This is a genomic window from Pantoea sp. RIT413 (assembly GCF_003057675.2).
Classification (GTDB): domain Bacteria; phylum Pseudomonadota; class Gammaproteobacteria; order Enterobacterales; family Enterobacteriaceae; genus Pantoea; species Pantoea eucrina.
Genome location: NZ_QBJB02000008.1, coordinates 1 through 22,397 on the forward strand (window position 1 = coordinate 1; position 22,397 = coordinate 22,397).

Annotated in this window: 20 protein-coding genes; 3 read left to right on the forward strand and 17 right to left on the reverse strand. The window is 56.3% G+C overall.

Annotated elements, in window-relative coordinates; all coding sequences use genetic code 11:
- Positions 1-298: 298 nt before the first annotated feature.
- Positions 299-1,603 (forward strand): MFS family transporter, encoded by a 1,305-nt coding sequence (locus tag DBY66_RS11605; RefSeq protein ID WP_108570368.1) that lies wholly within the window; start codon positions 299-301, stop codon positions 1,601-1,603.
- Here DBY66_RS11605 and DBY66_RS11610 read toward each other — a convergent pair whose 3' ends face one another.
- The 5 genes from DBY66_RS11610 to trxC all read right to left on the reverse strand — a co-directional run bounded on the left by DBY66_RS11610 (position 1,604) and on the right by trxC (position 7,349).
- Positions 1,604-1,924, reverse strand: a complete 321-nt coding sequence (locus DBY66_RS11610) for a YfiM family lipoprotein (protein WP_108570367.1) — start codon at positions 1,922-1,924, stop codon at positions 1,604-1,606.
- A 4-nt stretch (positions 1,925-1,928) separates the two neighbouring features.
- Positions 1,929-3,284 carry a CDP-diacylglycerol--serine O-phosphatidyltransferase gene (pssA, locus tag DBY66_RS11615; RefSeq protein WP_071668497.1) on the reverse strand — a complete coding sequence of 452 codons (1,356 nt, stop codon included), beginning with the start codon at positions 3,282-3,284 and terminating at the stop codon, positions 1,929-1,931.
- Between the two features lie 75 nt (positions 3,285-3,359).
- The gene (locus DBY66_RS11620; protein ID WP_108570366.1) at positions 3,360-6,062 is read right to left on the reverse strand and encodes a bifunctional acetate--CoA ligase family protein/GNAT family N-acetyltransferase; all 2,703 of its coding nucleotides are present in this window, start codon (positions 6,060-6,062) and stop codon (positions 3,360-3,362) included.
- 86 nt (positions 6,063-6,148) lie between these two features.
- Complete coding sequence (locus DBY66_RS11625) at positions 6,149-6,853, reverse strand: tRNA-uridine aminocarboxypropyltransferase (protein ID WP_108570365.1); 705 nt, start codon at positions 6,851-6,853, stop codon at positions 6,149-6,151.
- Positions 6,854-6,929: 76 nt separating this feature from the next.
- Positions 6,930-7,349 carry a thioredoxin TrxC gene (gene trxC / locus DBY66_RS11630; protein WP_039385620.1) on the reverse strand — a complete coding sequence of 140 codons (420 nt, stop codon included), beginning with the start codon at positions 7,347-7,349 and terminating at the stop codon, positions 6,930-6,932.
- Between the two features lie 156 nt (positions 7,350-7,505).
- Here trxC and DBY66_RS11635 point away from each other — a divergent pair, with 156 nt between their 5' ends.
- Positions 7,506-8,699, forward strand: a complete 1,194-nt coding sequence (locus DBY66_RS11635; protein ID WP_108570369.1) for a tRNA/rRNA methyltransferase — start codon at positions 7,506-7,508, stop codon at positions 8,697-8,699.
- Between the two features lie 39 nt (positions 8,700-8,738).
- Here the strand turns inward: DBY66_RS11635 and emrB are convergent, their stop codons facing one another.
- The 12 genes from emrB to DBY66_RS11695 form a co-directional block, all read right to left on the reverse strand.
- Positions 8,739-10,274, reverse strand: coding sequence for a multidrug efflux MFS transporter permease subunit EmrB (gene emrB / locus DBY66_RS11640; RefSeq protein WP_039379775.1), 1,536 nt, complete (start codon positions 10,272-10,274; stop codon positions 8,739-8,741).
- Positions 10,275-10,290: 16 nt separating this feature from the next.
- Positions 10,291-11,463 carry a multidrug efflux MFS transporter periplasmic adaptor subunit EmrA gene (emrA, locus tag DBY66_RS11645; RefSeq protein ID WP_094111738.1) on the reverse strand — a complete coding sequence of 391 codons (1,173 nt, stop codon included), beginning with the start codon at positions 11,461-11,463 and terminating at the stop codon, positions 10,291-10,293.
- 148 nt (positions 11,464-11,611) lie between these two features.
- On the reverse strand, positions 11,612-12,142 hold the full coding sequence (gene mprA / locus DBY66_RS11650; RefSeq protein WP_039379772.1) for a transcriptional repressor MprA: 531 nt from the start codon (positions 12,140-12,142) through the stop codon (positions 11,612-11,614).
- Between the two features lie 174 nt (positions 12,143-12,316).
- Positions 12,317-13,495, reverse strand: coding sequence for an MFS transporter (locus DBY66_RS11655; protein WP_094111737.1), 1,179 nt, complete (start codon positions 13,493-13,495; stop codon positions 12,317-12,319).
- A gap of 176 nt (positions 13,496-13,671) precedes the next feature.
- A complete protein-coding gene (gene proX / locus DBY66_RS11660; RefSeq protein WP_094111736.1) occupies positions 13,672-14,667 on the reverse strand; it encodes a glycine betaine/L-proline ABC transporter substrate-binding protein ProX in 996 nt (331 codons plus the stop codon).
- A gap of 63 nt (positions 14,668-14,730) precedes the next feature.
- Positions 14,731-15,897 carry a glycine betaine/L-proline ABC transporter permease ProW gene (gene proW / locus DBY66_RS11665; protein WP_108570364.1) on the reverse strand — a complete coding sequence of 389 codons (1,167 nt, stop codon included), beginning with the start codon at positions 15,895-15,897 and terminating at the stop codon, positions 14,731-14,733.
- The gene (gene proV, locus DBY66_RS11670) at positions 15,894-17,090 is read right to left on the reverse strand and encodes a glycine betaine/L-proline ABC transporter ATP-binding protein ProV (RefSeq protein WP_108570363.1); all 1,197 of its coding nucleotides are present in this window, start codon (positions 17,088-17,090) and stop codon (positions 15,894-15,896) included. The genes proW and proV overlap by 4 nt, the downstream gene beginning before the upstream one ends.
- Before the next feature lie 473 nt (positions 17,091-17,563).
- A complete protein-coding gene (gene nrdF / locus DBY66_RS11675; protein WP_071668501.1) occupies positions 17,564-18,526 on the reverse strand; it encodes a class 1b ribonucleoside-diphosphate reductase subunit beta in 963 nt (320 codons plus the stop codon).
- Positions 18,527-18,530: 4 nt separating this feature from the next.
- Positions 18,531-20,669 (reverse strand): class 1b ribonucleoside-diphosphate reductase subunit alpha, encoded by a 2,139-nt coding sequence (nrdE, locus tag DBY66_RS11680; protein WP_104085320.1) that lies wholly within the window; start codon positions 20,667-20,669, stop codon positions 18,531-18,533.
- Positions 20,648-21,052 (reverse strand): class Ib ribonucleoside-diphosphate reductase assembly flavoprotein NrdI, encoded by a 405-nt coding sequence (gene nrdI / locus DBY66_RS11685; protein WP_039379768.1) that lies wholly within the window; start codon positions 21,050-21,052, stop codon positions 20,648-20,650. Before nrdI ends, nrdE begins: the two co-directional genes overlap by 22 nt.
- Before the next feature lie 4 nt (positions 21,053-21,056).
- Positions 21,057-21,299 carry a glutaredoxin-like protein NrdH gene (nrdH, locus tag DBY66_RS11690; protein ID WP_094111733.1) on the reverse strand — a complete coding sequence of 81 codons (243 nt, stop codon included), beginning with the start codon at positions 21,297-21,299 and terminating at the stop codon, positions 21,057-21,059.
- A 262-nt stretch (positions 21,300-21,561) separates the two neighbouring features.
- Positions 21,562-21,876, reverse strand: a complete 315-nt coding sequence (locus tag DBY66_RS11695; RefSeq protein ID WP_039379764.1) for a DUF883 family protein — start codon at positions 21,874-21,876, stop codon at positions 21,562-21,564.
- A 148-nt stretch (positions 21,877-22,024) separates the two neighbouring features.
- Here DBY66_RS11695 and DBY66_RS11700 point away from each other — a divergent pair, with 148 nt between their 5' ends.
- Positions 22,025-22,363 carry a DUF2002 family protein gene (locus tag DBY66_RS11700; RefSeq protein WP_039379762.1) on the forward strand — a complete coding sequence of 113 codons (339 nt, stop codon included), beginning with the start codon at positions 22,025-22,027 and terminating at the stop codon, positions 22,361-22,363.
- Positions 22,364-22,397 lie beyond the last annotated feature (34 nt).

A 22,397-nucleotide genomic window follows, 5' to 3' on the forward strand; every position in this document is an offset into this window, starting at 1 on the left:
CTCCCCATGCGAGAGTAGGGAACTGCCAGGCATCCATCAAGTAAAAAAGCCCTGAACAGACGTTCAGGGCTTTTTTACGTCTGCAGAAAACGCAGAAATGAGTAAAATTTAAGCTTTTTTCAGCCAGCTGGCGATAAAGTCAGCGATGCGGTCAGGCTGGTTGATATCCAGCAGCGGCACCTGTCCTCATTCTTTATTATCGCGTCTCATTCCGGAGCAGCGACAATTCCCTTACCGGGCAAACTAATGTTTTACTACCCGCTTCGCGTTCTTTCTTCGCAAGGAAATGAGGTAAAGCATGACCCATCTGGAACATCAAAACAGCCGACCGCCCGTATCAGCAGCCGAAACGCGGCAAAGGATCAGGGCAATTGTCGGTGCGTCATCCGGTAACCTGGTTGAGTGGTTTGACTTTTACGTTTACTCTTTTTTCTCCCTCTATTTTGCTCATGTCTTTTTTCCGGCAGGCGATACCACCACGCAGCTACTGCAAACAGCAGGGGTATTCGCTGCAGGTTTCCTGATGCGACCGATTGGCGGCTGGCTGTTTGGCTACATTGCCGATAAACATGGACGTAAAACCTCCATGCTGATCTCGGTCTGCATGATGTGCCTGGGCTCTCTGGTAATAGCGTGCCTGCCGGGCTATGGCGAAATTGGCATAGCAGCGCCGATCATTCTCCTGCTGGCACGTATGTTTCAGGGACTGTCAGTGGGTGGCGAGTATGGCACCAGTGCAACCTATATGAGTGAAGTCGCGCTGGAAGGGCGAAAAGGCTTTTATGCTTCTTTTCAGTATGTGACGCTGATTGGCGGTCAGCTAATGGCAGTATTAACCGTAGTCGTACTGCAACAGTTGCTGGATGATGAAGCGCTGCGCAGCTGGGGCTGGCGTATTCCGTTTTTCATCGGTGCCGGACTGGCCATCGTCGCACTCTGGCTGCGACGCTCTCTCAATGAAACCTCTGAGAAATCGCATCGTACGCATCGCGATGCGGGCAGCGTGATCGGGCTGTTGCGCAATCACTCACGCGCATTCTTTATGGTGCTGGGTTTTACCGCCGGCGGCTCGCTGAGCTTCTACACCTTTACCACCTATATGCAGAAGTATCTGGTCAATAGTGCCGGAATGGACGCGCGCAGTGCCAGCGGTCTGATGACGGGGGCGTTACTGGTCTTTATGGTGATCCAGCCTGTTGTCGGTGCGCTATCAGATAAAATCGGACGGCGGGCTTCCATGATGATATTTGGCGCGGGCGCCGCAACCTGTACCGTACCTGTTCTGCTGCTGCTGCAGCATACTGAGAGTCACTGGGTCGCATTCCTGCTGGTTATGCTGGCGCTGATTATCACCAGCTTCTATACCGCCATCAGCGGAATCCTTAAGGCTGAGATGTTTCCGCCAGAGGTGCGTGCGCTGGGCGTAGGACTCTCTTATGCGGTGGCCAACGCGATTTTTGGCGGCTCGGCTGAATATGTCGCTTTGCTGATGAAAAGAGAAGGTATCGAAACCAGCTTCTTCTGGTATGTCTCAGCCATGGGCGCGCTCTCTTTCCTGGTCTCACTTATGCTGCATCGCAAGGGAAAAGGAATTGCGCTGTAGTCAGTGACGGATATTCCAGAGCATGATGCCGCTGGCAGCGCCGGCGGCATCCCATGCCAGATCTTTCCAGCTCCAGCCGCTTCCTGCCGCACGGCTGTCATAGAGCTCTTTTGCCGCGCCAAAACTGAGTGAAAACATCAGGCCAAAACCCATATTTTGGGCGGTATCCTGCTGCTGGTGATGGGCAATTTCGCTGCCGGCGGCAGCAAGCAGCGCGGAGGCGACATAGTGCTGCGCTTTATCTTTACCGGTCCAGCTATCCTGCGCCTGATGCGCACATCCGCTACACAGCAACGCTATACAGAGGATGCACGCCCGCACGATTTTACAGCAACCTGCTGATCAGCCGGTCGATGCGGATACGTCGCAGACGACGGATAAGCTTGCGCACTTTGGCAGGGTAGTCAGAGATACTTTCCAGCTCGCGAAAGTGAGTCACCACCGTAGTATGTTCGCGGATTAGCGTCAGCTCTTTCTCGCGCTGTTCCGCCAGCTGATTAAGCGGATCGTGAATCAACACGGCATTTTCCAGATCCAGACGCCACGCGCGCGGATTAAGGTTGTTGCCGGTGATCATCATCCACTCATCATCAACCCAGATGCCTTTCAGGTGATAGCTGTTCTCACCATCTTTCCACAGGCGTACCGTCAGCTGACCGTTATCAACATAGTACTGCAGGCGGCTGAGAAAACGGCGCAGGTTGATCTCATAAAGGTAGGGCAGGGCGCCGATCACTTTGAAGGGCTCAGACGGCGGAATATAGAAATCGTTCGCCGTTTTATCACCGACAATAATCTCGACATCCTTGCCCTGACGCAGCAGATGGATCAGGTTACGCACCAGAATGGCAGGCAGATTAAAGTAAGGTGTGCAGAGCGTCAGCTTCTGCTCGGCGCAGGGCATCAGATGGAAAATAGTTTTATTAAGTAAGCTGCGCTTGCCCAGACCCACCAGCGGCGTCACCGCCAGCGTATCGTTACCGGCATCGCCGGTAAAATGATAATGAAAACTGCGCAGCTCGCTGCGAAACTGACGCGTCTCGTTTTTGATTTCCGGGCTGGAAGGACGCTCAGCCTGATCGAGGCGGTTGACCGCATCAGACTGTTTCAGGTTTTCATCGATCCACTCATACATCGCATTCGTTAACTGTGGATTACGAATCAGCTGATAGCGATCGTAGCGGTACCGTTCATGCTGATGCAGATAGACATCATTCAGGCTGGCTCCGCTGTAAAGCAGCGTATCGTCGATGATAAAACCTTTGAGATGCAGGACGCCCAGCGCTTCCCGCGTATTAACCGGAATACCATAAACCGGAATAGCAATATCCGGATGCCGGGTAGCCATCTCGCAGTACCAGTCAGCATTGGTCAGGCCACGCGCCGCACCGATACGTCCACGCTGCGCACGATGCCAGTCTACCAGAATGGCGATATCCAGTTCCGGACGAGCCTGACGCGCCGCATACAGCGCCTCCATAATACTGCGGCCGCCATCATCATTTTCCAGATAGAGCGCAGCAATACAGATGCGTTTTTCTGCCGCTGCAATTTTTGCCAGCAGCGTTTCGCGAAACTCAGCGGGCGAAAAAAGCGTGGTCACATCCGACACAGATTGTGACAGTTTAGGCAGCTGTGCGAGGTGTTGTTGGTGTTTATTGCGTTTAAATTTAGACAACATCACAGTGCACTTCTTCTCTGTTCATTTGTATGGCCTTTTGCCATCAAATCATGATCCTAACGTCAAATAATAACATCAACTCACCTGTTGAGGAGGATTTTTACCGTTCTCTACAGGCGGCGTTACGACGTCAATCAACGGTAAATTAAGCGTGACAATGCCATCATCAAGCTGAATATTCACGCGAAAGTTAAGTTTGCGCGCCAGCGTAATCATGCCGCTATTGTGCGGCATGGTTATACCGTTCAATTGTTGCAGACCGTGATCGCGGGTATAGCGAATCATCTTCTCCAGCAGCCGTCGCCCCATACCCAGCCCTTTGAGATCGGAACGAACCAGCACTGAAAACTCCGCATCGACATTATCAGCGTCAGATATCGCGCGGGTAACGCCGATAATCTCCTCTTCAGCGCCTTCCCGCTGGCGTACCGCCACAATCGCCATTTCGCGGTCGTAATCTATCTGCGTCATATTGGCTAAATCATCGTGGGTGAATTCGCTGATTTCACTGAAATAGCGGTAGTAGAGATCCTCTTTAGTCACCTGCGCAATAAAAGCGCGCAGCTGCGGCTCATCCTCAGGCAGGATTGGGCGAAACAGGCAGTGCTGGCCATCTTTCAGCTCAACCTGCTCCTCCAGATGCTGTGGGTAAGGGCGGATAACCAGCCGCGCCTCGCTGTCGCCGCTAAAAGGGGCCAACTGCAGCATGACGTCAATAAGGGTAAAGGTTTCTGCCGATGCCAGCAGCGGATGAATATCAAGCCGCTGGATCTCCGGACAATCCACCACCAGGTTTGATACCTGTACCAGCAACTGGCTCAGCCCGGCGATATCGAGCGGATGCAGCGCGCTGCGGCTGCGGATCTTGCCGCTTTTTATCGCCTGAATCACCAGATAGCGCGCCAGCGTCATATTCAGCGGCGGCAGCGCTACGGCGGCCTGCTTATCAGGCTGCCATTCAGCCCCCCCTTCGCCGAGCAGGATAATCGGGCCAAACAGCGGATCCTGGTCTACCACTACGCGCAGCTCCTGAGCGCCAGCCCGGCTGGCCATACTCTGTACCAGCAGGCCATCGACGCGCGCCTGTGGATGCGTGCTGCGCACGCGCTCAAAAATAGCCTGTGCGGCCTGTTTCACCTCGGCAGCGCTGCGCAGATAGAGCATCACACCCTGTACCTCAGATTTATGGGCGATATCGGGCGAGCGCAGTTTGAGGGCGACCGGATAGCCCGTCTGCTCAGCAATAGTGACCGCTTCCTGACTGTCGCTTGCGATCCAGCCGGGCAGCGTTGTCAGACCATAAGCCTGCATAACAGGCTGCACCTCATGGGTATCCAGCGTGGTCACACCGCGGTCAAGTGCCTGCTGCAGCAGCTGATGCGCTTTAGCGCTGTTTTGCTGCAGCCCCGGTGGCAGCGCCGGCGTTTCCCGCAGCTGCTTCTGGTTACGGCGATACTCGACCTGATGCATAAACGCGGTCACGGTGCCTTCCGGGGTGCGCCAGGTCGGAATGCCGGCCTGGGTAAAGGCGCGCCGCGCCGCCTGGGATGAGGATTCACCGCACCAGTTAGTCAGCAGCGTGATCTGCCTGCCGCGCGGATGACGCGCGAGTGCAGCAATAATCTGCTCCGCCGTCTCGGTCGCTGGCGCAACCGCGCTGGGGGAGTGAATAATCATCAGGGCGTCAAAATCATGACTGTCGAGCAGCAGTTCAATGCAGGCAACGTAGCGGGCAGGTGTGGCGTCATCTTTTAAATCCAGCGGGTTTCCCCGGCCAGCGCCCTCCGGCAGTAGTGAGGCTACTCTCTGTCGCATCGCCTCATCCAGCGAAGCCAGCTTACCGCTGCGCGCATAGAGCGCATCCAGCGCCAGAGCAGCCGGCGCAGCGCCGTTGCTGACGATCATCAGTCGCTCGCCGCGCAGCGGACGCATGTGGCTGAGTGATTCAACCGCAGAGAAAAGTTCATGCGTATCCTGCACGCGCAGCAGGCCGGCGCGTTGTATTGCGGCATCCCAGGCGGCATCCAGGCCGCTCAGGGTGCCAATCATCGCCTGCGCCTCCCGGCTGCGTCCGCTTTTGATGACCAGAATAGGCTTATTGCGTGAGGCGCTGCGCGAGGCGGAGACAAAACGCCGGGCATCGCTCAGGTGTTCCAGGTAGAGCAGGATAGCGCTGGTTTTCGGGTCGCGTGCCAGAAAATCGAGCACGTCATCGACATCGATATCGAGGCTGTCGCCCAGCGCGATAAACCAGGAGAAGCCGAGATTCCGCTGCTGCGCCCAGTCGAGGATGGTATTTGAGACCGCGGCAGACTGTGAAACAAAAGCAATACGCCCTTTAGCGATGGGCACCGGCGAGAAGCTGGCGTTCAGCCCCTGCCACGGGGCCAGCAGTCCAAGACTGTTAGGGCCGAGCAGGCGAATCTGCCACTGGCTGGCGCAGGTTTTCAGCGTCTCAAGCTGGCTGGCGGGTGAGGAGAGAATAATGCAGGCTCTGCAGCCTTTTTCGCCCAGCTGCTGCAGCAGCTCTGGATTGCGCTTTGCATGGGTGCAGATAATGGCCAGATCGGGAGCAAAAGGCAGACTGGCGATATCGGGCCATGCCAGCACGCCCTGTACCGCCTTATATTTTGGCGTAACCGGCAGCACCGGGCCGCTAAAGCCGCCCGCCAGCAGGTTGCGCATCAGGAAATAGCCGGCACGCCCCGGCGTTACCGAGGCGCCAATTACCGCAATCGATTTAGGTCTTAACAGCGCTTCCAGTCCACGTTGACTCATCATCCACTCCTGCTGTCGGGATTGGCATGATTGTAAACGCTTTTACAGCGAAAACCGATTTGCTGCTGTCAGGCTGCGAGCCAGCTTCAGTTTTCGCTGCTGTTTATCGCCTGCTGTGTATGAACCGGATGGTGTGGTTTGCCCGCAAGGTAGGCGTGACGGAACTGTTCAAAGTGCTGCTGCAGGGCGCTGGCGGCCGCGCTGTCGCCCGCCTGAGCAAGCAGGGCCGCAGCGACCTCTGCCGTGCAGTGCTGCCCTTTGCCGTGCGCCTCCCGCAGGGTGTAGCGCGATGGGGTGCTCACGCTCAGTGACATCACCGGAAAATGGTCCAGCCACGGGCTTTTACGAAACATTTTGCGCGCCTCAGACCAGGTGCCATCCAGCATAATAAACAGTGGCGGTTTACCGCTGACCGGCGGCGCAGTCAGCACCTCACGTCCGGGATCGGCATAAGAGGCGGGGAACACCACCACCGGCTGATAGTCGCTGCTCTGCACTGCTGCCAGCAGCGCCGGGTCAGGCTCTGTTCGCGACCAGCCGAAGGCGAGGGTATCCGGCAGCACATCGGCAATCAGGCGTCCGGTATTGCTGGGCTTCATCGGTTCAGTATCGAACATCACCAGGCAGAAGCGGCTGCGCGACTGCTGCGGCTGCAGCGTGGCACACAGGCAGTGCCTGTGCGGCAACAGACAGCGCTGACAGCGCACAACGCGATTACCGCGCGCGCGAAAGGGCCGCGTAGCGCGGGCCAGACGTTGCGCCCGTAAGCGCAGAACAGCATTTTCAGACATAGACAGGCAGGGCAGGAAAAACGTCAGTGTAATAGAAGGGGGAAAGCAAGGCCAGCAATCTGCTGGCCTTCAGTGACTACAGGGTTTCGTCGAGCCACTCATTAAACGGCGTTTTCGGCATCGCGCCATTCAGCATATCGACCATTTCGCCCCGTTTAAAAATCATGATGGTCGGGATCGTGCGGATACGAAAACGCGTGCTGAGCGCCTGCTCAGCTTCCGTATTGACTTTAATAAAACGCACTTTGCCGCTGCGTTCGGCCGCAACTTCTTTAAATACGGGCGCAAAGTTCACGCAGGGGCCGCACCACGGCGCCCAGAAGTCGATCACGACCGGCAGGTCATCCTGCAGATATTTATCCAGCGTAGCGGCCGTGGCATTAACCACCTCGCCGTTGAAAAGCGCTTCGCCGCAGCGACCGCACTTTGCACCGTCGGCCAGACGCGCTTCGGGAACGCGGTTAACTGCCTGACAGCCGGCGCATACAGTATTCATTGTCATCTCAAACCGGTCCTGTAAATCTGATGATAGAGTCGTATTATGAAAAGGCTGGATGCTATGCTCAATCTGGATTACCCAATAGGTTCAATAGTTGATAGCTAAGCGCTGGCACATCAGGTAATCTTCGCGCTCTCAATGCTGGAGGAACAGATGAACGACGAATTTAAAGGCAAAAGCGGCAAGGTAAAAGTGATGTATGTACGTGAAGAGGAGGGCGGCAGTAAGCCAAATCCGCGTACCGGCAAAGGCGGCCGTCCTGCTGCGCGCCAGGAAGATAATCGTCGCTCTGCTCCCCGCAGCAATCGCAACAATGACGAAAGCGATCGCGCGCGCGCGCCACGCAGCGGTGACGATTCCGGTCGCTCACGCAGCCGTGACGACGCTGGCCGCTCACGCGCGCCGCGCAGCAGCGATGATGCCGGACGCGGCCGCCGCACGGATCGTAATGACCGTAGCGAGCGCAGCAGCCGCCCTGAGCGTAACGACCGCGACGATCGCGGCTTCAGTGATTCGCCGTGGCGCACCGTATCCCGCCCGCCGGTTGCCGCTGCTGGCAGCCCGGCGGATGACGCCGCTGACGCGAAGCCGGTAATCGATTCCGAGCAGATCCGCCGTCAGCGTCAGGAAGAGACGCGCGTCTATGGCGAAAACGCCTGTCAGGCGCTCTTCCTGAGCCGTCCGGAGAGCATCGTGCGCGCCTGGTTTGTCCAGAGCGTTACGCCGCGCTTCCGCGAAACACTGCGCTGGCTGGCCGCAAACCGCAAAGCGTATCACGTGGTTGAGGAGGCTGAGCTGGCGAAAGCGTCCGGTACTGAACATCACGGCGGCGTCTGCTTTATTATCAAAAAGCGCAGCGGCATGGCGGTATCAGAGTGGCTGAAAAAGGCAGAGCGTAAAGATTGCGTGCTGGCGCTGGAAGATGTGAGCAACCCACATAACCTGGGCGGCATTATGCGCAGCTGCGCGCATTTTGGCGTGAAGGGGCTGCTGGTGAACGACGCGTCGCAGCTGGAGTCGGGTGCCGCCGTACGTACTGCTGAAGGCGGCGCTGAGCACGTACAGGCGATCAACGGCGAAGATTTCGCTGCAAGCCTTGATGCGTTCCGCAAGGCGGGCTACACCATCGTGACCACGTCGAGCCATGAGGGCACGCCGCTGGCGCGCGCCGAACTGCCGGCGAAAATGGTACTGGTGCTGGGTCAGGAGCGGGAAGGGCTTTCAGACAGCACCTTCCGGCAGGGCGAACTCAACCTGTCGATTGGCGGAACCGGCAACGTCGAGAGCCTGAACGTCTCGGTAGCAACCGGTATTCTGCTGGCCGAATGGTGGCGTCAGAACGCATAAAAAAAACGGGCCATAGCGGCCCGTTTTGCATAGTGGCGGCTAGTGTGCGCCACCCCCTCCGCCGCCTGCACCAAATGGCGGACGGGCAAACCATACCAGCACCAGCAGAATCACAAACACCCCCGCAGACGCCCAGAAAATCTCATTGGCTGAAATAATCAGGCCCTGATTAGTGATCTCCCGCGCAATCCACGCAGACGCCTGCTGGTGGCTCATGCCCATGCCTTCCAGCTGCGCATACATCTCCTGCGAATTCTGGTTGTAAGGATTGACGGATTCGCTCAGATAGCTGTGATGCATCGACTCGCGGTTGGTCCACAGGGTCGTGGTAATAGAGGTTCCGATCGATCCTGCCAGCGTACGCACAAAGTTAGAGAGGCTGGAGGCTGCGGCGAGGCGCTCCGGCGGCAGTCCCGACAGCGTAATGGTGGTCAGCGGCATAAAGAAACAGGCCACGGCAAAGCCCTGAATAAACTGCGGCCAGGCGGATGCGCCGAAGTCCATGCCGGGCTCAAAGGTGTAGGCGCGCCAGTAGAAACAGACGGCGTACATAATAAAGCTAAAGGTCACCAGCCGGCGCATATCGAGCTTGTGGGCGAACCGGCCAATAATGGGTGAGAGGATCACCGGAATAATCCCGACCGGGGCAGATGCGAGTCCGGCCCAGGTGGCGGTATAGCCGTAGACCTCCTGCAGCAGCTGCGGCAACAGCACAATGGAGCCGAAGTAGAGCATGTAGGCCAGGCTTATCGACAGACAGCCAATGGTGAAGTTGCGCATTTTAAACAGCGACAGGTCAACGATCGGATGATCGTCCGTCAGCTCCCACACCAGCAGCACCGCCAGCGCTACCACGGCGACCACCGCCAGCACGATAATCTCTGTCGAGCTGAACCAGTCGAGCTCCTTACCGCGATCCAGCATCACCTGCAGCGCGCCGATGCCCACCACCAGCAGCACCAGACCGACAATATCGATCGGGCGGATCTCAGTTTTGGTTTCACGACCGCGCAGCGTCTGCAGCGTCAGCATCACCACCACGATGCCAATCGGCACGTTGATAAAGAAGATCCAGCCCCAGTGATAGTTATCGCTGATCCAGCCGCCCAGGATCGGGCCGCAGATTGGCGCAACGATCACCGTCATCGCCCACAGCGACAGGGCAATACTGCGTTTAGCCGGAGGGTAGTTACTCAGCAGCAGGCTTTGCGACAGCGGGATCAGCGGACCGGCCACAATTCCCTGCAGAATACGGAAAAAGATCAGCATCTCCAGGCTTTCTGACATGCCACACGCCCAGGAGGCGAGCGCAAACAGAATGGTTGCCCAGGTGAAAAGCTTCACTTCACCGATGCGCTTTGCCAGCCAGCCGGTAATCGGAATCGAGATGGCGTTAGCCACCCCGAACGAGGTGATAACCCAGGTGCCCTGTGAATTCGACGCGCCCAGATTACCGGCAATGGTCGGGATCGCCACGTTGGCGATAGTTGAGTCGAGCACCTGCATAAATGTCGCCAGCGACAGGGCGATAGTCATCAGAACAAGTGGCGCGCCCTCAAGCGGTTTTTGTGCCATAACAGTCTCCGGCGGATCAGCCCGCGTTGGCACGAACGATAGCGGTAATCATCTGGTTGACCGGCGCAAGATCAATCGCCAGCGCGTTGCTCTCATAGGCGGCCTGCGGACGAACGGCGCCTGCCAGCACTGCACCCTCTTTGTTCTGCGTATCAACCTTCACCAGAGTCGAGAGTCCGATGCGCAGCGGATGCGCCGCCACTTCATCCGGGTTCAGTTCAATACGCACCGGCAGGCGCTGTACGACTTTGATCCAGTTGCCGGTAGCGTTTTGCGCGGGCAGCAGCGAGAAGGCGCTGCCGGTCCCCATATCGAGTCCCGCGACCTTGCCGTGATAGACCACATCATCACCATAGATATCGCTGACTACAGTTGCAGACTGGCCGATGCGGACGCCGGCAAGCTGCGTCTCTTTGAAGTTGGCATCTACCCACAGGTTGGTGGCGGGCACTACGGCCAGCAGCGGGGTGGTGGTGGAGATTTGCGAGCCTACCTGCACGCTGCGGCGTGAAACATAGCCATCAATCGGGCTGCGTATATCGGTACGCTGCAGATTAAGCCAGGCGTCGCGCAGGGCAGCGGCGCTCTGCTGCACCGCAGGCTGGTTTTCCAGACTGGTGTTCAGAATCATCGCCTGGTTGGCATTATATTGCTGCACAGCGACGTCAAGCTGCGCTTTCGCGGTCGCCACGGCGTCACGCGCGTGCTGCAGCTCTTCACGGCCAATCAGATTTGAGGCGCCCAGCGGTTCGCGGCGCTTCAGATCGGCTTCAGCCTGTTCCAGTGCCGTCTGCTGCAGCTTGATCGTGGCCTGATACTGCCTGCCGTTGATCATCAGCTGGTGCGTCTGGCGGACGCTGGTGGCCAGGGCGGTCTGCGCTTTTTCAAAGGCCTGCTGCGCATCGGTTTTATCCAGTGAGACCAGCACGTCGCCTTTTTTGACGCGATCGGTATCATCAAACCATACTTTGTTAACGCTGCCGGAAACCTGCGCCATCACCTGCACCTGATTGCCTGCTACATAGGCATCATCAGTCTCCTGAAAATGACGCAGTACCAGATACCAGTAAGTCAGATAGCCAATACCGGCCACAATAAACACGACAGCCAGCAGGATCAGCGCAATTTTACGCTTCTTCTTCTTGTTTGCAGGCTGTTGCGGGCTTTGAGCTTCCGCTGTCGCACTCATGTCGTTCTCCACGTTTGCCATAAGTCGGGGTGTGCTGATCCATCAACACGGTAACCCGAATCGAAAAAGCCAGCGCAAAAGGCGCTGGCCAGATAAAGGAAAATTAAAATAGCGATTTCGGCAGGGGGTTGTGTCGCACTTCTTGCTATTAGCGAGAGAGTGAGGCGATAACCTGATCTTCGTCCATTTTGTCCAGACGGTTAAGCAGCTTGCGCGTGATGGCTTCCAGCTGCTCCTGCTCGGTGGCGCTCAGTGACGACCAGAGATACTGCAGGCTCTGGTGCTGGGGCGGCAGCAGCTGACGCAGAAACTCGTTGCCTTTTTCCGTCAGATGCAGATGCAGGCAGCGGCGATCGTTGTCGCTTTCACGGCGTTCGATCCAGCCGCGCTTTTCCAGTTCATCCGCAATGCGCGTGGCGTTGGTGCGTGAAGAGCCCAGTGCCGCACTCAGTTCTGATGGCTGAATGCTCTGGTTTTCCTGCGCATCCAGCGTGATCAGCGCCATAAATAAGGTTTCGTTAATTCCCTGTGCCTTGAGCATCTTGTTGCGATTATCCAGCAGCTTGCCCTGCATATGCATACACAGGCGGGTCAGGATAATTTCCTGCAGCGGAAAATCTTTATGACGATTTGCCCGGACGTTCAGCATCTGCTCAATGGGAGTAAACGAACTTTCCATCTAAAAAAACCTCTTGATTGCAACGTAGAATTATCACATTCAGCGCGCTAACCGCTTCGCTGTGGAATAATTTCGAGAGTAAAAATAACTACAGTGAATAAGTACACTGCTAACGATATCAAACTCACCTGTTAATGGACAGCGCCGCTTACCGATTTACGCTGTTTTTCTTGCTCAGGCAGGCTCTGCGCTGGCGTTACGCCACCAGATTATCAGATTAAGCAGCGTCGCCAGGGCACCCGCCGCACAGACGCCATACCAGCCAAACAGATGAAAGGCGTTGGCCGAGATCACCGAGCCGAGCGCCCCACCGGTAAAATAGCTGGTCATATAGCCGGATGTCAGGCGATTACGCGCTTCAGGCATAGTGCGATAGATAACGCTTTGGTTGGTGATATGTACGCCCTGAACCGCCAGATCCAGCAGCACAATGCCGGCAATCAGCGCCAGCAGGCTGCTGCTGCCGAGTGCGGTAACGCCCCAGGAGATCAGCATGATCACCAGTCCGGCGCTGGTGGTGAGTTTTGCTTTGCCCCGGTCTGCCAGTCCGCCCGCCTGACGCGCCGCCAGCGCGCCTGCTGCCCCTGCCAGACCCAGCAGGCCGATCTCGCCCTCGCTGAAATTCCACGGCGGTGCAGCGAGTAAAAAGGCCATTGAAGTCCAGAGCATGCTGAAGTTTGCAAAACTCAGGCAGCCGGTCAGCGCCCGGGTACGTAACACCCGATCGGCGCTGAACAGTGAGAAAATTGAGCGCAGCAGCTGCAGATAGTTAAGCGGCACGCGCTGCTGGTAGCGCGGCAGATAGCGCCATAGCGCCAGCGCCATCAGGATCATCAGCACGCTGGCGCACCAGTAAACGCTGCGCCACCCGGCAACCTGAGCCAGCGCGCCGGCAACGGTACGCGCCAGTAAAATGCCCAGCAGCAGGCCACTCATGACCGTGCCTACCACTTTGCCACGCTTTTCCGGAGCAGCCAGCGTGGCCGCCAGCGGCACCAGAAGCTGTGCCACCACTGAGAAGAGACCGGTTACCACCGTACCCAGCAGCATCAGCGTCAGCGAAGAGGAGAGGGCGGTCAGCATCATGCCGCCCGCCGCCAGCAGGCTCATTGAAACAATCAGAGCACGCCGTTCCAGCATATCGCCCAGCGGCACCAGCAGCAGCAATCCACAGGCGTAGCCAAGCTGCGCGGTGGTCACGATAAAGCCCGCTACGCTGACAGAGAGACCAAACTGATGCGCAATCGTATCGAGCAGCGGCTGCACGTAATAGTTACTGGCCACCGCCAGCCCTGTCGCGACTGACATCAGCGCCACTAATGGGGCACTGAGGCGTGCCGGAGATGAGCTCATGAGCGGATACACAGTGAAATAATCATATGGGGATAATAGTAACCGAAAAAATTATTTCATAGTTGTGATAATTAACAGGACGTACCAGTGCGTTATAGCGCACGCTGCGCTTATCGGCGACGGAAACAGTGCGGGCGACCCGAAGGCCGCCCGCTGACTACATAAAACGATGGCGTTTATTTCGCGGCGGCCAGAGCGTCATTGATCCACTTATCAAACTCCGCCTGATGACCTTTAATCCAGCCATCCACATGATGGTTGATATCCGCTTCAGATGCCTGACCCGCATGCATGGCGGCATTCTCCGCGTTGATATCCTTAATCGGCAGCTTCATCTCCGCAAACAGCTTTGCGGCGGCCGGGTTTTTCTCTGCCCAGGCTCTGTTCGCCACGATATGCATGGTGTTCACCGGAAAGCCGTAATTCGCACCATTTGCCAGTTTGGTATCCACTTTGCTCTGTTCGCCAGGCAGGGAGGAGAACGGCACCTGCAGCCAGACTACGTCACGGCCCGGTTTCAGCACATCGCTCAACCAGTAAGGTGTCCAGGTGTAGTAGAGAATCGGTTTACCCTGTTTGAAGCGCGCCAGCGTATCGGCCACCATTGCCGAATAGTTACCCATATTGGCGGTAACGGTATCGGCCAGGCCAAACGCGCTGTTCTGGTGATTAATCACCGCTTCGCAGCCCCAGCCCGGCGTACAGCCGGTCATGTCCGCTTTACCATCCCCGTTACTGTCGAACAGTTTGGCAATTTTTGGATCTTTCAGCTGTTCAATATTGGTGATGTGATATTTTTCAGCGGTTTTTTTGTCAATTAAATAGCCCTGGGCAGCACCGCCAACGTAGGTGCCTTCGCGGTAAAACTTGCTGTCACCGCCAGCGGCTTTATACATATCGTCGTGCAGCGGCTGCCAGTTAGTGGCCACAAAGGTAGCGTCACCGGCAGCGATTGTGGTGTAAGCCACGTTGTAATCGACTTCGCCCGGTTTCTCCACGCTATAGCCGAGTTTCTCCAGCGCGCGGCTGACAATCAGCGTCTGGAAGGTTTCTTCAGCAATGGTGCTTTGCAGCGGTTTAACGGTAATGCCTTTACCCGGCAGGTCGGCGGCGGACACGTGCGTCGCGGCGAACGTCGTCAGGACGGCAGCGAACAGAGCTGTCTTGCGCATAGTCATTCCTTATTTTACGTGTGACGTCGGAGACGGGCGGCCACGATGGACCGCCCAAAAAAATCAGGCTTTTTTACTGAACGGACGCAGTAGCAGGCCAACCGGACCGGTGCTGTACCAGTGACGACTACCCCGGCTGCGGCTATCGCGGCCAACCGACTGCGTGAGGCGATCGAGGATAATGGCGAGGATCACAATGCCGACGCCGCCAACGGTGGCCAGCCCCATATCGAGGCGGCCAATGCCGCGCAGCACCATCTGGCCCAGTCCGCCGACCGCGATCATGGAGGCGATAACCACCATTGATAGCGCCAGCATCAGCGTTTGGTTAACCCCGGCCATGATAGTTGGCATCGCCAGCGGCAGCTGGACCTTAAACAACATCTGACGCGGGCTGGCGCCGAAGGATTCGCTGGCTTCAATCAGGTCAGCAGGCACCTGTTTAATACCGAGAATTGTGAGGCGCACAATCGGCGGCAGTGCAAAGATGATGGTTACCACCACGCCTGGTACGTTGCCGATACCAAACAGCATCACAATCGGCACCAGATAAACAAAGGCGGGCGTGGTCTGCATCGCATCCAGCAGCGGACGGACGATACGCGCGGCACGCTCGCTGCGCGCCAGCCAGATACCCAGCGGCAGCCCAATGACAATACAGAACAGCAGGGCGGTGAGCACCAGCGCCAGCGTTACCATGGCCTGCGACCATGCGCCAATCGCGCCAATTACAATTAGTGAAACCAGCGTGGCAATGCCCATCGCCGGCGTCGCAATCTGCCAGGCAATCAGCGCGAACAGCACAATCGCCACCGGTGCCGGCATGCCCAGCAGCAGCTGCTGGAAGGCGCTCAGGATGTAATCCACCGGAACGCGGATACCCTGAAACAGCGGGCGGAAGTGGTTCACGACCCAGTCGATGCCCTCGGTCACCCAGCTGTCGAGCGGAATCCAGGTTTTATGGAACGGGTCCATGATAGTGAAATGTTCCGGCGCTGGTGCAGGTGCACTGTTGAGCCAGTCGCTGCCGCTGGCCGTGCCAGTGGCAGCGTCATGACCGCCGCTGGTGGCTGCGGGATCCCCCCACGCATCTGCGCCACCGGTGCTGCTCTCTGCAGGCGTGGCTGAAGCGGCGCCTGACCAGGGATCGGCGGCGCTGGCATCAGGCGTGGTTGTTTGCGCTGCGCTCTGGCTGGCGCTATCCCATGGGTTGGCGGTGTGTTTACTCATGGCTGGGCTCCTTCACGGTCTAACGCACGCAATAACATGCTTTTGGAGATGATACCGACGTACTGATTATCTTCACCGACTACCGGTACGGCGCACGGCGCCTGCGCCACATGGGAAAGCAAATCATTCAGTGAGGTATCAGCAGGCACCGCCTGCGGGGCTTCCAGCAGCGCACTATCCAGCCCGGCACCGGCGGCCAGTGCCGCTTTCAGCGAATCACTGGAGACCACGCCAACAAACTTCTGTTTTTCCAGCACATAGCCAAACTCGCGGTCTTCATCCTGCAGCAGCTTAATGGCGGAGCGCGGACCGAAGCCGGGCGCTTTACGGATCAGCGCTCCGGCACTGCGGCGCGCAATATCTTTAGCGCTAAAGACATGACTAATATCCACACCGCGGAAAAAGGTGCGGACATAATCATTCGCGGGATTATTGAGGATCTCATCAGGCGTACCAACCTGAACTACTTCGCCGCCCTGCATAATGGCAATGCGATCGCCAATACGCATGGCTTCGTCAAGATCGTGAGAAATAAAGACAATGGTGCGCTGATGTTTTGCCTGCAGCTTTACCAGCTCATCCTGCATTTCGGTACGAATTAAGGGATCCAGAGCGGAGAACGCTTCATCCATCAGTAAAATATCGGGATTAATTGCCAGCGCGCGCGCTAATCCCACGCGCTGACGCATACCGCCGGAAAGTTCATCCGGATAAGCATTGACATAATTTTCCAGCCCTACCTGACGCAATGCCTCAAGCGCTTTTTCCTGACGTTCATGAAGCGGCGTGCCAGCTAATTCCATTCCAAAGGCGGTATTATTCAGTACCGTCATATGTGGCATAAGCGCGAAGGATTGAAACACCATACTGATCTTATTTCTGCGTACTTCGCGCAGTTCGCTATCTGATATTTTAGCAATATCGACACCATCGATAATCACCTGGCCCTGCGTGGGCTCTATCAGACGATTGAGAAGGCGAACCATGGTGGACTTTCCAGATCCTGACAGCCCCATGATGACGAAGATCTCGCCTTCTTCAATGGCCAGACTGGCATTTTGTACGCCTACTGAGAGACCGGTTTTCGCCAGAATTGTCTCTTTGCTTGCGCCTTGCGCAATGAGCTTAAATGCCTTTTCCGGATGATCGCCAAATACTTTATATAAATTTTTAACTTCGAGTTTAATTGCCATGCAATAATTACATTCCTGGTTAAATGTCTGACTATTTCTTGTTGTACCCTGATTAAATTTAAGCGCCCTATAACCTAACATAGTGAGAGTGTCTGACAACCCTTGCACAGAATATTTCCGGCAAATGCATCCTGACTATTGCCGCTAATTCCAGAGCCCACGAGGGATGAGCGCGGATCAATTTTTTCTGAATTTTTTGTGAAATTTGGCAGGTTTTAGTCAAATCGCTGCGTGAAATGCGGATAAATCGCGCTTTAACGACACTGATATTAATTAAATAGCGGACGCTGAGTGTCGGAAATATTCCGGTACGTTGATAGATAAGTAAGGCAGGATGAAACAGGAGATTGCGTTTGTCATAAGGACGTTCCGCAGGGCGCGTGAGGCCATTACGCGGAGTGGCGATCCGCAGAGCCGCCACTGCGTTGCATCAGGAGCGCCAGAGAGGACTACCCACCTGGCGCCAGAGCCGATTAGAAATCCCAGTCCTCATCCTCCGTTTCCACGGCTTTGCCCATGACATAGGAGGAGCCGGAGCCGGAGAAGAAGTCGTGGTTTTCATCTGCGTTCGGCGACAATGCCGCCAGTATTGCCGGGTTGACTGCTGCTATCTCCGCCGGAAACAGCGCTTCATAGCCCAGATTCATCAGCGCTTTATTAGCGTTGTAGTGCAGAAAGGCTTTTACCTCTTCCGCCCAGCCCGATTCCCCATACAGCGCATCGGTATAAGCCAGTTCGTTTTCATACAGCTCCAGCAGCAGATCGATAGCGAACTGCTGCAGCGCTTCACGCCGCGCGGCATCGGCGTGCTGCAGCGCCTGCTGATATTTATAGCCAATATAGTAACCATGAACCGCCTCATCGCGGATGATCAGGCGGATCAGATCGGCGGTGTTAGTCAGCTTGCCCCGGCTGGACCAGTACATCGGCAACCAGAAGCCGGAATAAAACAGAAACGACTCCAGGAAAACGCTGGCGATCTTTTTCTTCAGCGGATCGTCCGCCTGATAGTGCGCCAGAATGATCTGCGCCTTTTTCTGCAGCGCGGCGTTCTCTTCGCTCCAGCGGTAGGCAGCGTCAACGTCTGCCGTGTTGCATAGCGTGGAGAAAACCGAGCTGTAGGAGCGGGCGTGTACCGCCTCCATAAAGCTGATATTTGACAGCACCGCTTCTTCGTGCGGCGTGGCGGCGTCCGGCATCAGGCCCGGTGCGCCCACGACATTCTGAATCGTATCGAGCAGCGTCAGGCCGGTAAATACGCGGATAGTCAGCTGCTGCTGCGCCGGTGCCAGCGCCTGCCACGCAGGCAGATCGTTGGAAAGCGGCACTTTTTCCGGCAGCCAGAAATTACTGGTGAGACGGTTCCAGACCTCAAGATCTTTATCATCCTGCAGGCGATTCCAGTTAATCGCCTGAATAGCATTAAGTTTCATCATAACTTTACAGGGCGCAGGAGACGCAGCCCTCAACCTCCGTGCCTTGTAGCGCCATCTGACGCAGGCGAATGTAATAGAGCGTTTTAATGCCCTTTTTCCAGGCGTAAATCTGCGCTTTGTTGATATCGCGCGTGGTAACGTCGTCGCGGAAAAACAGCGTCAGCGACAATCCCTGATCGACATGCCGGGTTGCTTCCGCATAGGTATCGATAATCGCCTCAGGGCCAATCTGGTAGGCATCCTGATAAAATGCCTGGTTTTCATTGGTCATAAACGGCGCCGGATAATAGACGCGTCCGGTTTTACCCTCTTTACGGATCTCAATGCGTGACACAATCGGATGAATACTTGAGGTGGCGTGGTTGATGTAGGAGATAGAACCGGTTGGCGGGATCGCCTGCAGGTTCTGGTTAAACAGCCCGTGCTGCATCACCGCCGACCGCAGCGCCTGCCAGTCAGCCTGCGTCGGCAGGACAAGACCGGCATCGTCAAATAGCTGCGCAATGCGCGCGGTGCGCGGCTGCCAGCTGCACGTAATATATTTATCGAAGTACTCTCCGCTGGCGTAGTGAGACTGCTCAAACCCGTCAAAGCTGCGCTGACGCTCCCGGGCCAGCTGGTTTGAGGTACGCAGTGCGTGAAACGTGACGCAGTAAAAGTAGAGGTTGGTGAAATCAAGCGCCTCTTCTGAACCGTAGGCGATACCTTCCCGCGCCAGATAGCCGTGCAGATTCATCTGCCCGAGGCCAATAGCGTGTGAACGGCGATTGCCTTCGGCGACGGACGGCACCGAAGCGATCTCACTCATCTCTGACACGGCGGTGAGCGCCCGCACGGCCACCGCCACGGTGCGGGGGAGGTCACGGGAATCCATCGCGTGTGCGATATTCAGCGAGCCGAGATTACAGGAGATATCTTTGCCCGTGCGCCGGTAGCTGAGATCCTCATTCAGTTCGCTGGCGCTGTTGACCTGCAAAATCTCTGAACAGAGGTTGCTCATATTAATGCGCCCGGCAATCGGATTACTGCGGTTAACGCTATCCTCATACATGATATAGGGGTAGCCCGACTCAAACTGGATCTCTGCCAGCGTCTGGAAAAAGTCGCGCGGGTTGATATAGGTTTTGCGGATGCGTTCGTCCGCCAGCATCGCGTCATAGTGCTCGCTGATGCTGATATCGCCGAACGCTTTGCCATAGATGCGCTCAACGTCATACGGCGAAAACAGCGCCATATCCCGGTTCTCTTTTGCCAGCTGAAAAGTGATATCCGGGATCGTTACGCCCAGCGAGAGCGTTTTAATGCGGATTTTTTCATCCGCGTTTTCACGTTTGGTATCGAGGAAGCGCAGAATATCGGGATGATGGGCGTTCAGCCAGACCGCACCGGCCCCCTGACGCGCGCCCAGCTGATTAGCGTAAGAGAACGCATCCTCCAGCATCTTCATGACCGGGATCACGCCGGATGACTGGTTTTCGATACGCTTGATCGGCGCTCCCGCTTCGCGCAGGTTAGAAAGCAGAAACGCCACGCCGCCGCCGCGTTTAGAGAGCTGCAGGGCAGAGTTCACCGCGCGGCCAATCGACTCCATATTATCTTCAATACGCAGCAGGAAGCAGGAGACCAGCTCACCGCGCTGCTGCTTGCCGCAGTTCAGAAACGTAGGTGTGGCGGGCTGGAAACGGCCGCTCAGGATCTCTGTCAGCAGCGCTCGCGCCTGCTGCTCATCGCCACGCGCCAGCGTCAGCGCCACCATGCAGGCGCGCTGGGTGAAGGTCTCCAGGTAACGTTTGCCATCAAAGGTTTTCAGCGTATAGCTGGTGTAAAACTTCCAGGCACCGAGGAAGGTGTGAAAGCGGTGATCCTGCGCATCCGCTTCATCATGCAGGGCGCAGAGAAAGCGAAAGTCATACTGATTCAGGACGCTGGCTTCGTAGTAGCCTTCCTCAACCAGATAGCGCAGCCGCTCAGCAGCGGAGCTGAAGGTCAGCGTATTGGGCTGAACGTGCTGCAGGAAAAACTGCCGCGCCGCTTCGCGATCTTTTTCAAACTGAATATGACCCGCTGTGTCATACAGATTCAGCATCGCGTTCAGCGCGTGGTAATCGAGCTGCGTGCTGTTCAGGGTGTCTGCTGTTGCCAAAATTGGGTTACTCCTGCTTTAACCTGCGCAATGTCTTCCGGCGTGCCCATCATTTCAAAGCGATAAAGGCAGGGCACCTGACATTTACGCGCAATGATGTCGCCTGCCAGGCAGAAACCGCTGCCGAAATTGCGGTTGCCGGCGGCAATGACGCCGCGGATGCCGCGACGATTTGCGCTGTCGTTAAGAAACTGAATCACCTGGCGCGGGACGGCACCCTGCACACCGCCGCCGCCATAGCTCGGCACCACCAGAATATAGGGGTGGTCAACCTGCAGCCGCTGGTTAGCCTCTGCAGGAATGCGGTGCGCCGGCAGCGCCAGGCGTGTAATAAACCTGTGGGTGTTTTCTGACCGGCTGGAAAAATAGACCAGCGGATACATGGCGCTATTCACTTACCGCAGCGGAGTGCCGCAGCGCAGCAATTTTATCCGGACGGAAACCGCTCCAGCTGTCATCCGGCGTCATAACAACCGGCACCTGGCGATATCCCAGCGCTTTAATTTCTTCGAGCGCTTCCGGCGCGGTATCAAGGTTGATGAGCTGATACGTCATGCCGCAGCGGTCCAGGGCATTTTTAGTGGTATCACACTGGACACAGTTACTCTTAGTGTAAATAATAATGCTCATGATTCGCATTTCCTTTTAGTGACATGAAGATAGCTGCTGTTGCCAGGCGCAACCGGTCATAAATCAATATGTAGCGTCTTTTGTATAATTAGATACTAGATGTGGTATTTGTGGCGGTCAACCCGATAACTGAAGGGGTATTGCTCTGACGGTACAACAACCCAGGCAGGCTGCGCTTTTTGCAATGGAAAAAATTTTTCTGGTCGCTGAAAGGCAAAAAAAAGCCCTGCATCAGCAGGGCTTTTTCAGAATCATGTGCCGGTTAGCGGCGGGACACCAGCAGTGCACCCAGAACCAGGCCTACGGCGGCACCCAGTCCTACGCCATGCCACGGCTTATCGCGTACGTAGGCGTCAACCTGATAGCCTGCATCGCGCGCCGCCTGGGAAACTGAACTATTGCCGTTCATTTTCGCGCGGGTCTGCTTCAGCAATTTTTGCGCCTTGTCGCGCGCGCTGTCGACTTCATCTTTGGCGTCGCTGCCATAAGACTTAAGCAACGCTTCCAGCGAATCAGCCAGATCGTTTACATCCTGATTGATATCAATGTCATCGTTTTTAGTGGTTCGATTAAACATTTTTCGCTCCCTTTGATTTAAAACGTAATACTAAGTGTAGACGATACGTGATTAAACGCAGCGCTATGCCAGGCTTTAGGGAAAATCCGAATGTCTGTACCCCAGGTCTGTTGTAAGGTTGCGGGGCTGTGAGAAGAGAGGAGCAAGCATGTATTTACGTCCGGATGAGGTTGCGCGCGTACTGGAAAAAGCAGGATTCGAAATGGATGTTCTGACGCCAAAAACCTATGGTTACCGTCGTGGTGAAAACTACGTCTATGTTAACCGTGAGGCGCGTCTGGGACGCACGGCGCTGGTGATCCATCCTACGCTGAAAGAGAAAAGCCAGCACTTTGCTGAGCCCGCCTCAGAGATGAAAACCTGCGATCACTACACGCAATTCCCTCTCTACCTGATGGGTGATTCACAGGAGCATTACGGTATTCCCCACGGTTTCAGTTCCCGTGTTGCGCTGGAGCGCTATCTGCAGGGCGTGTTTGGCGCCTGATTTTTTGCCCCGTTAACGCGGGGCTCTCCTGGCC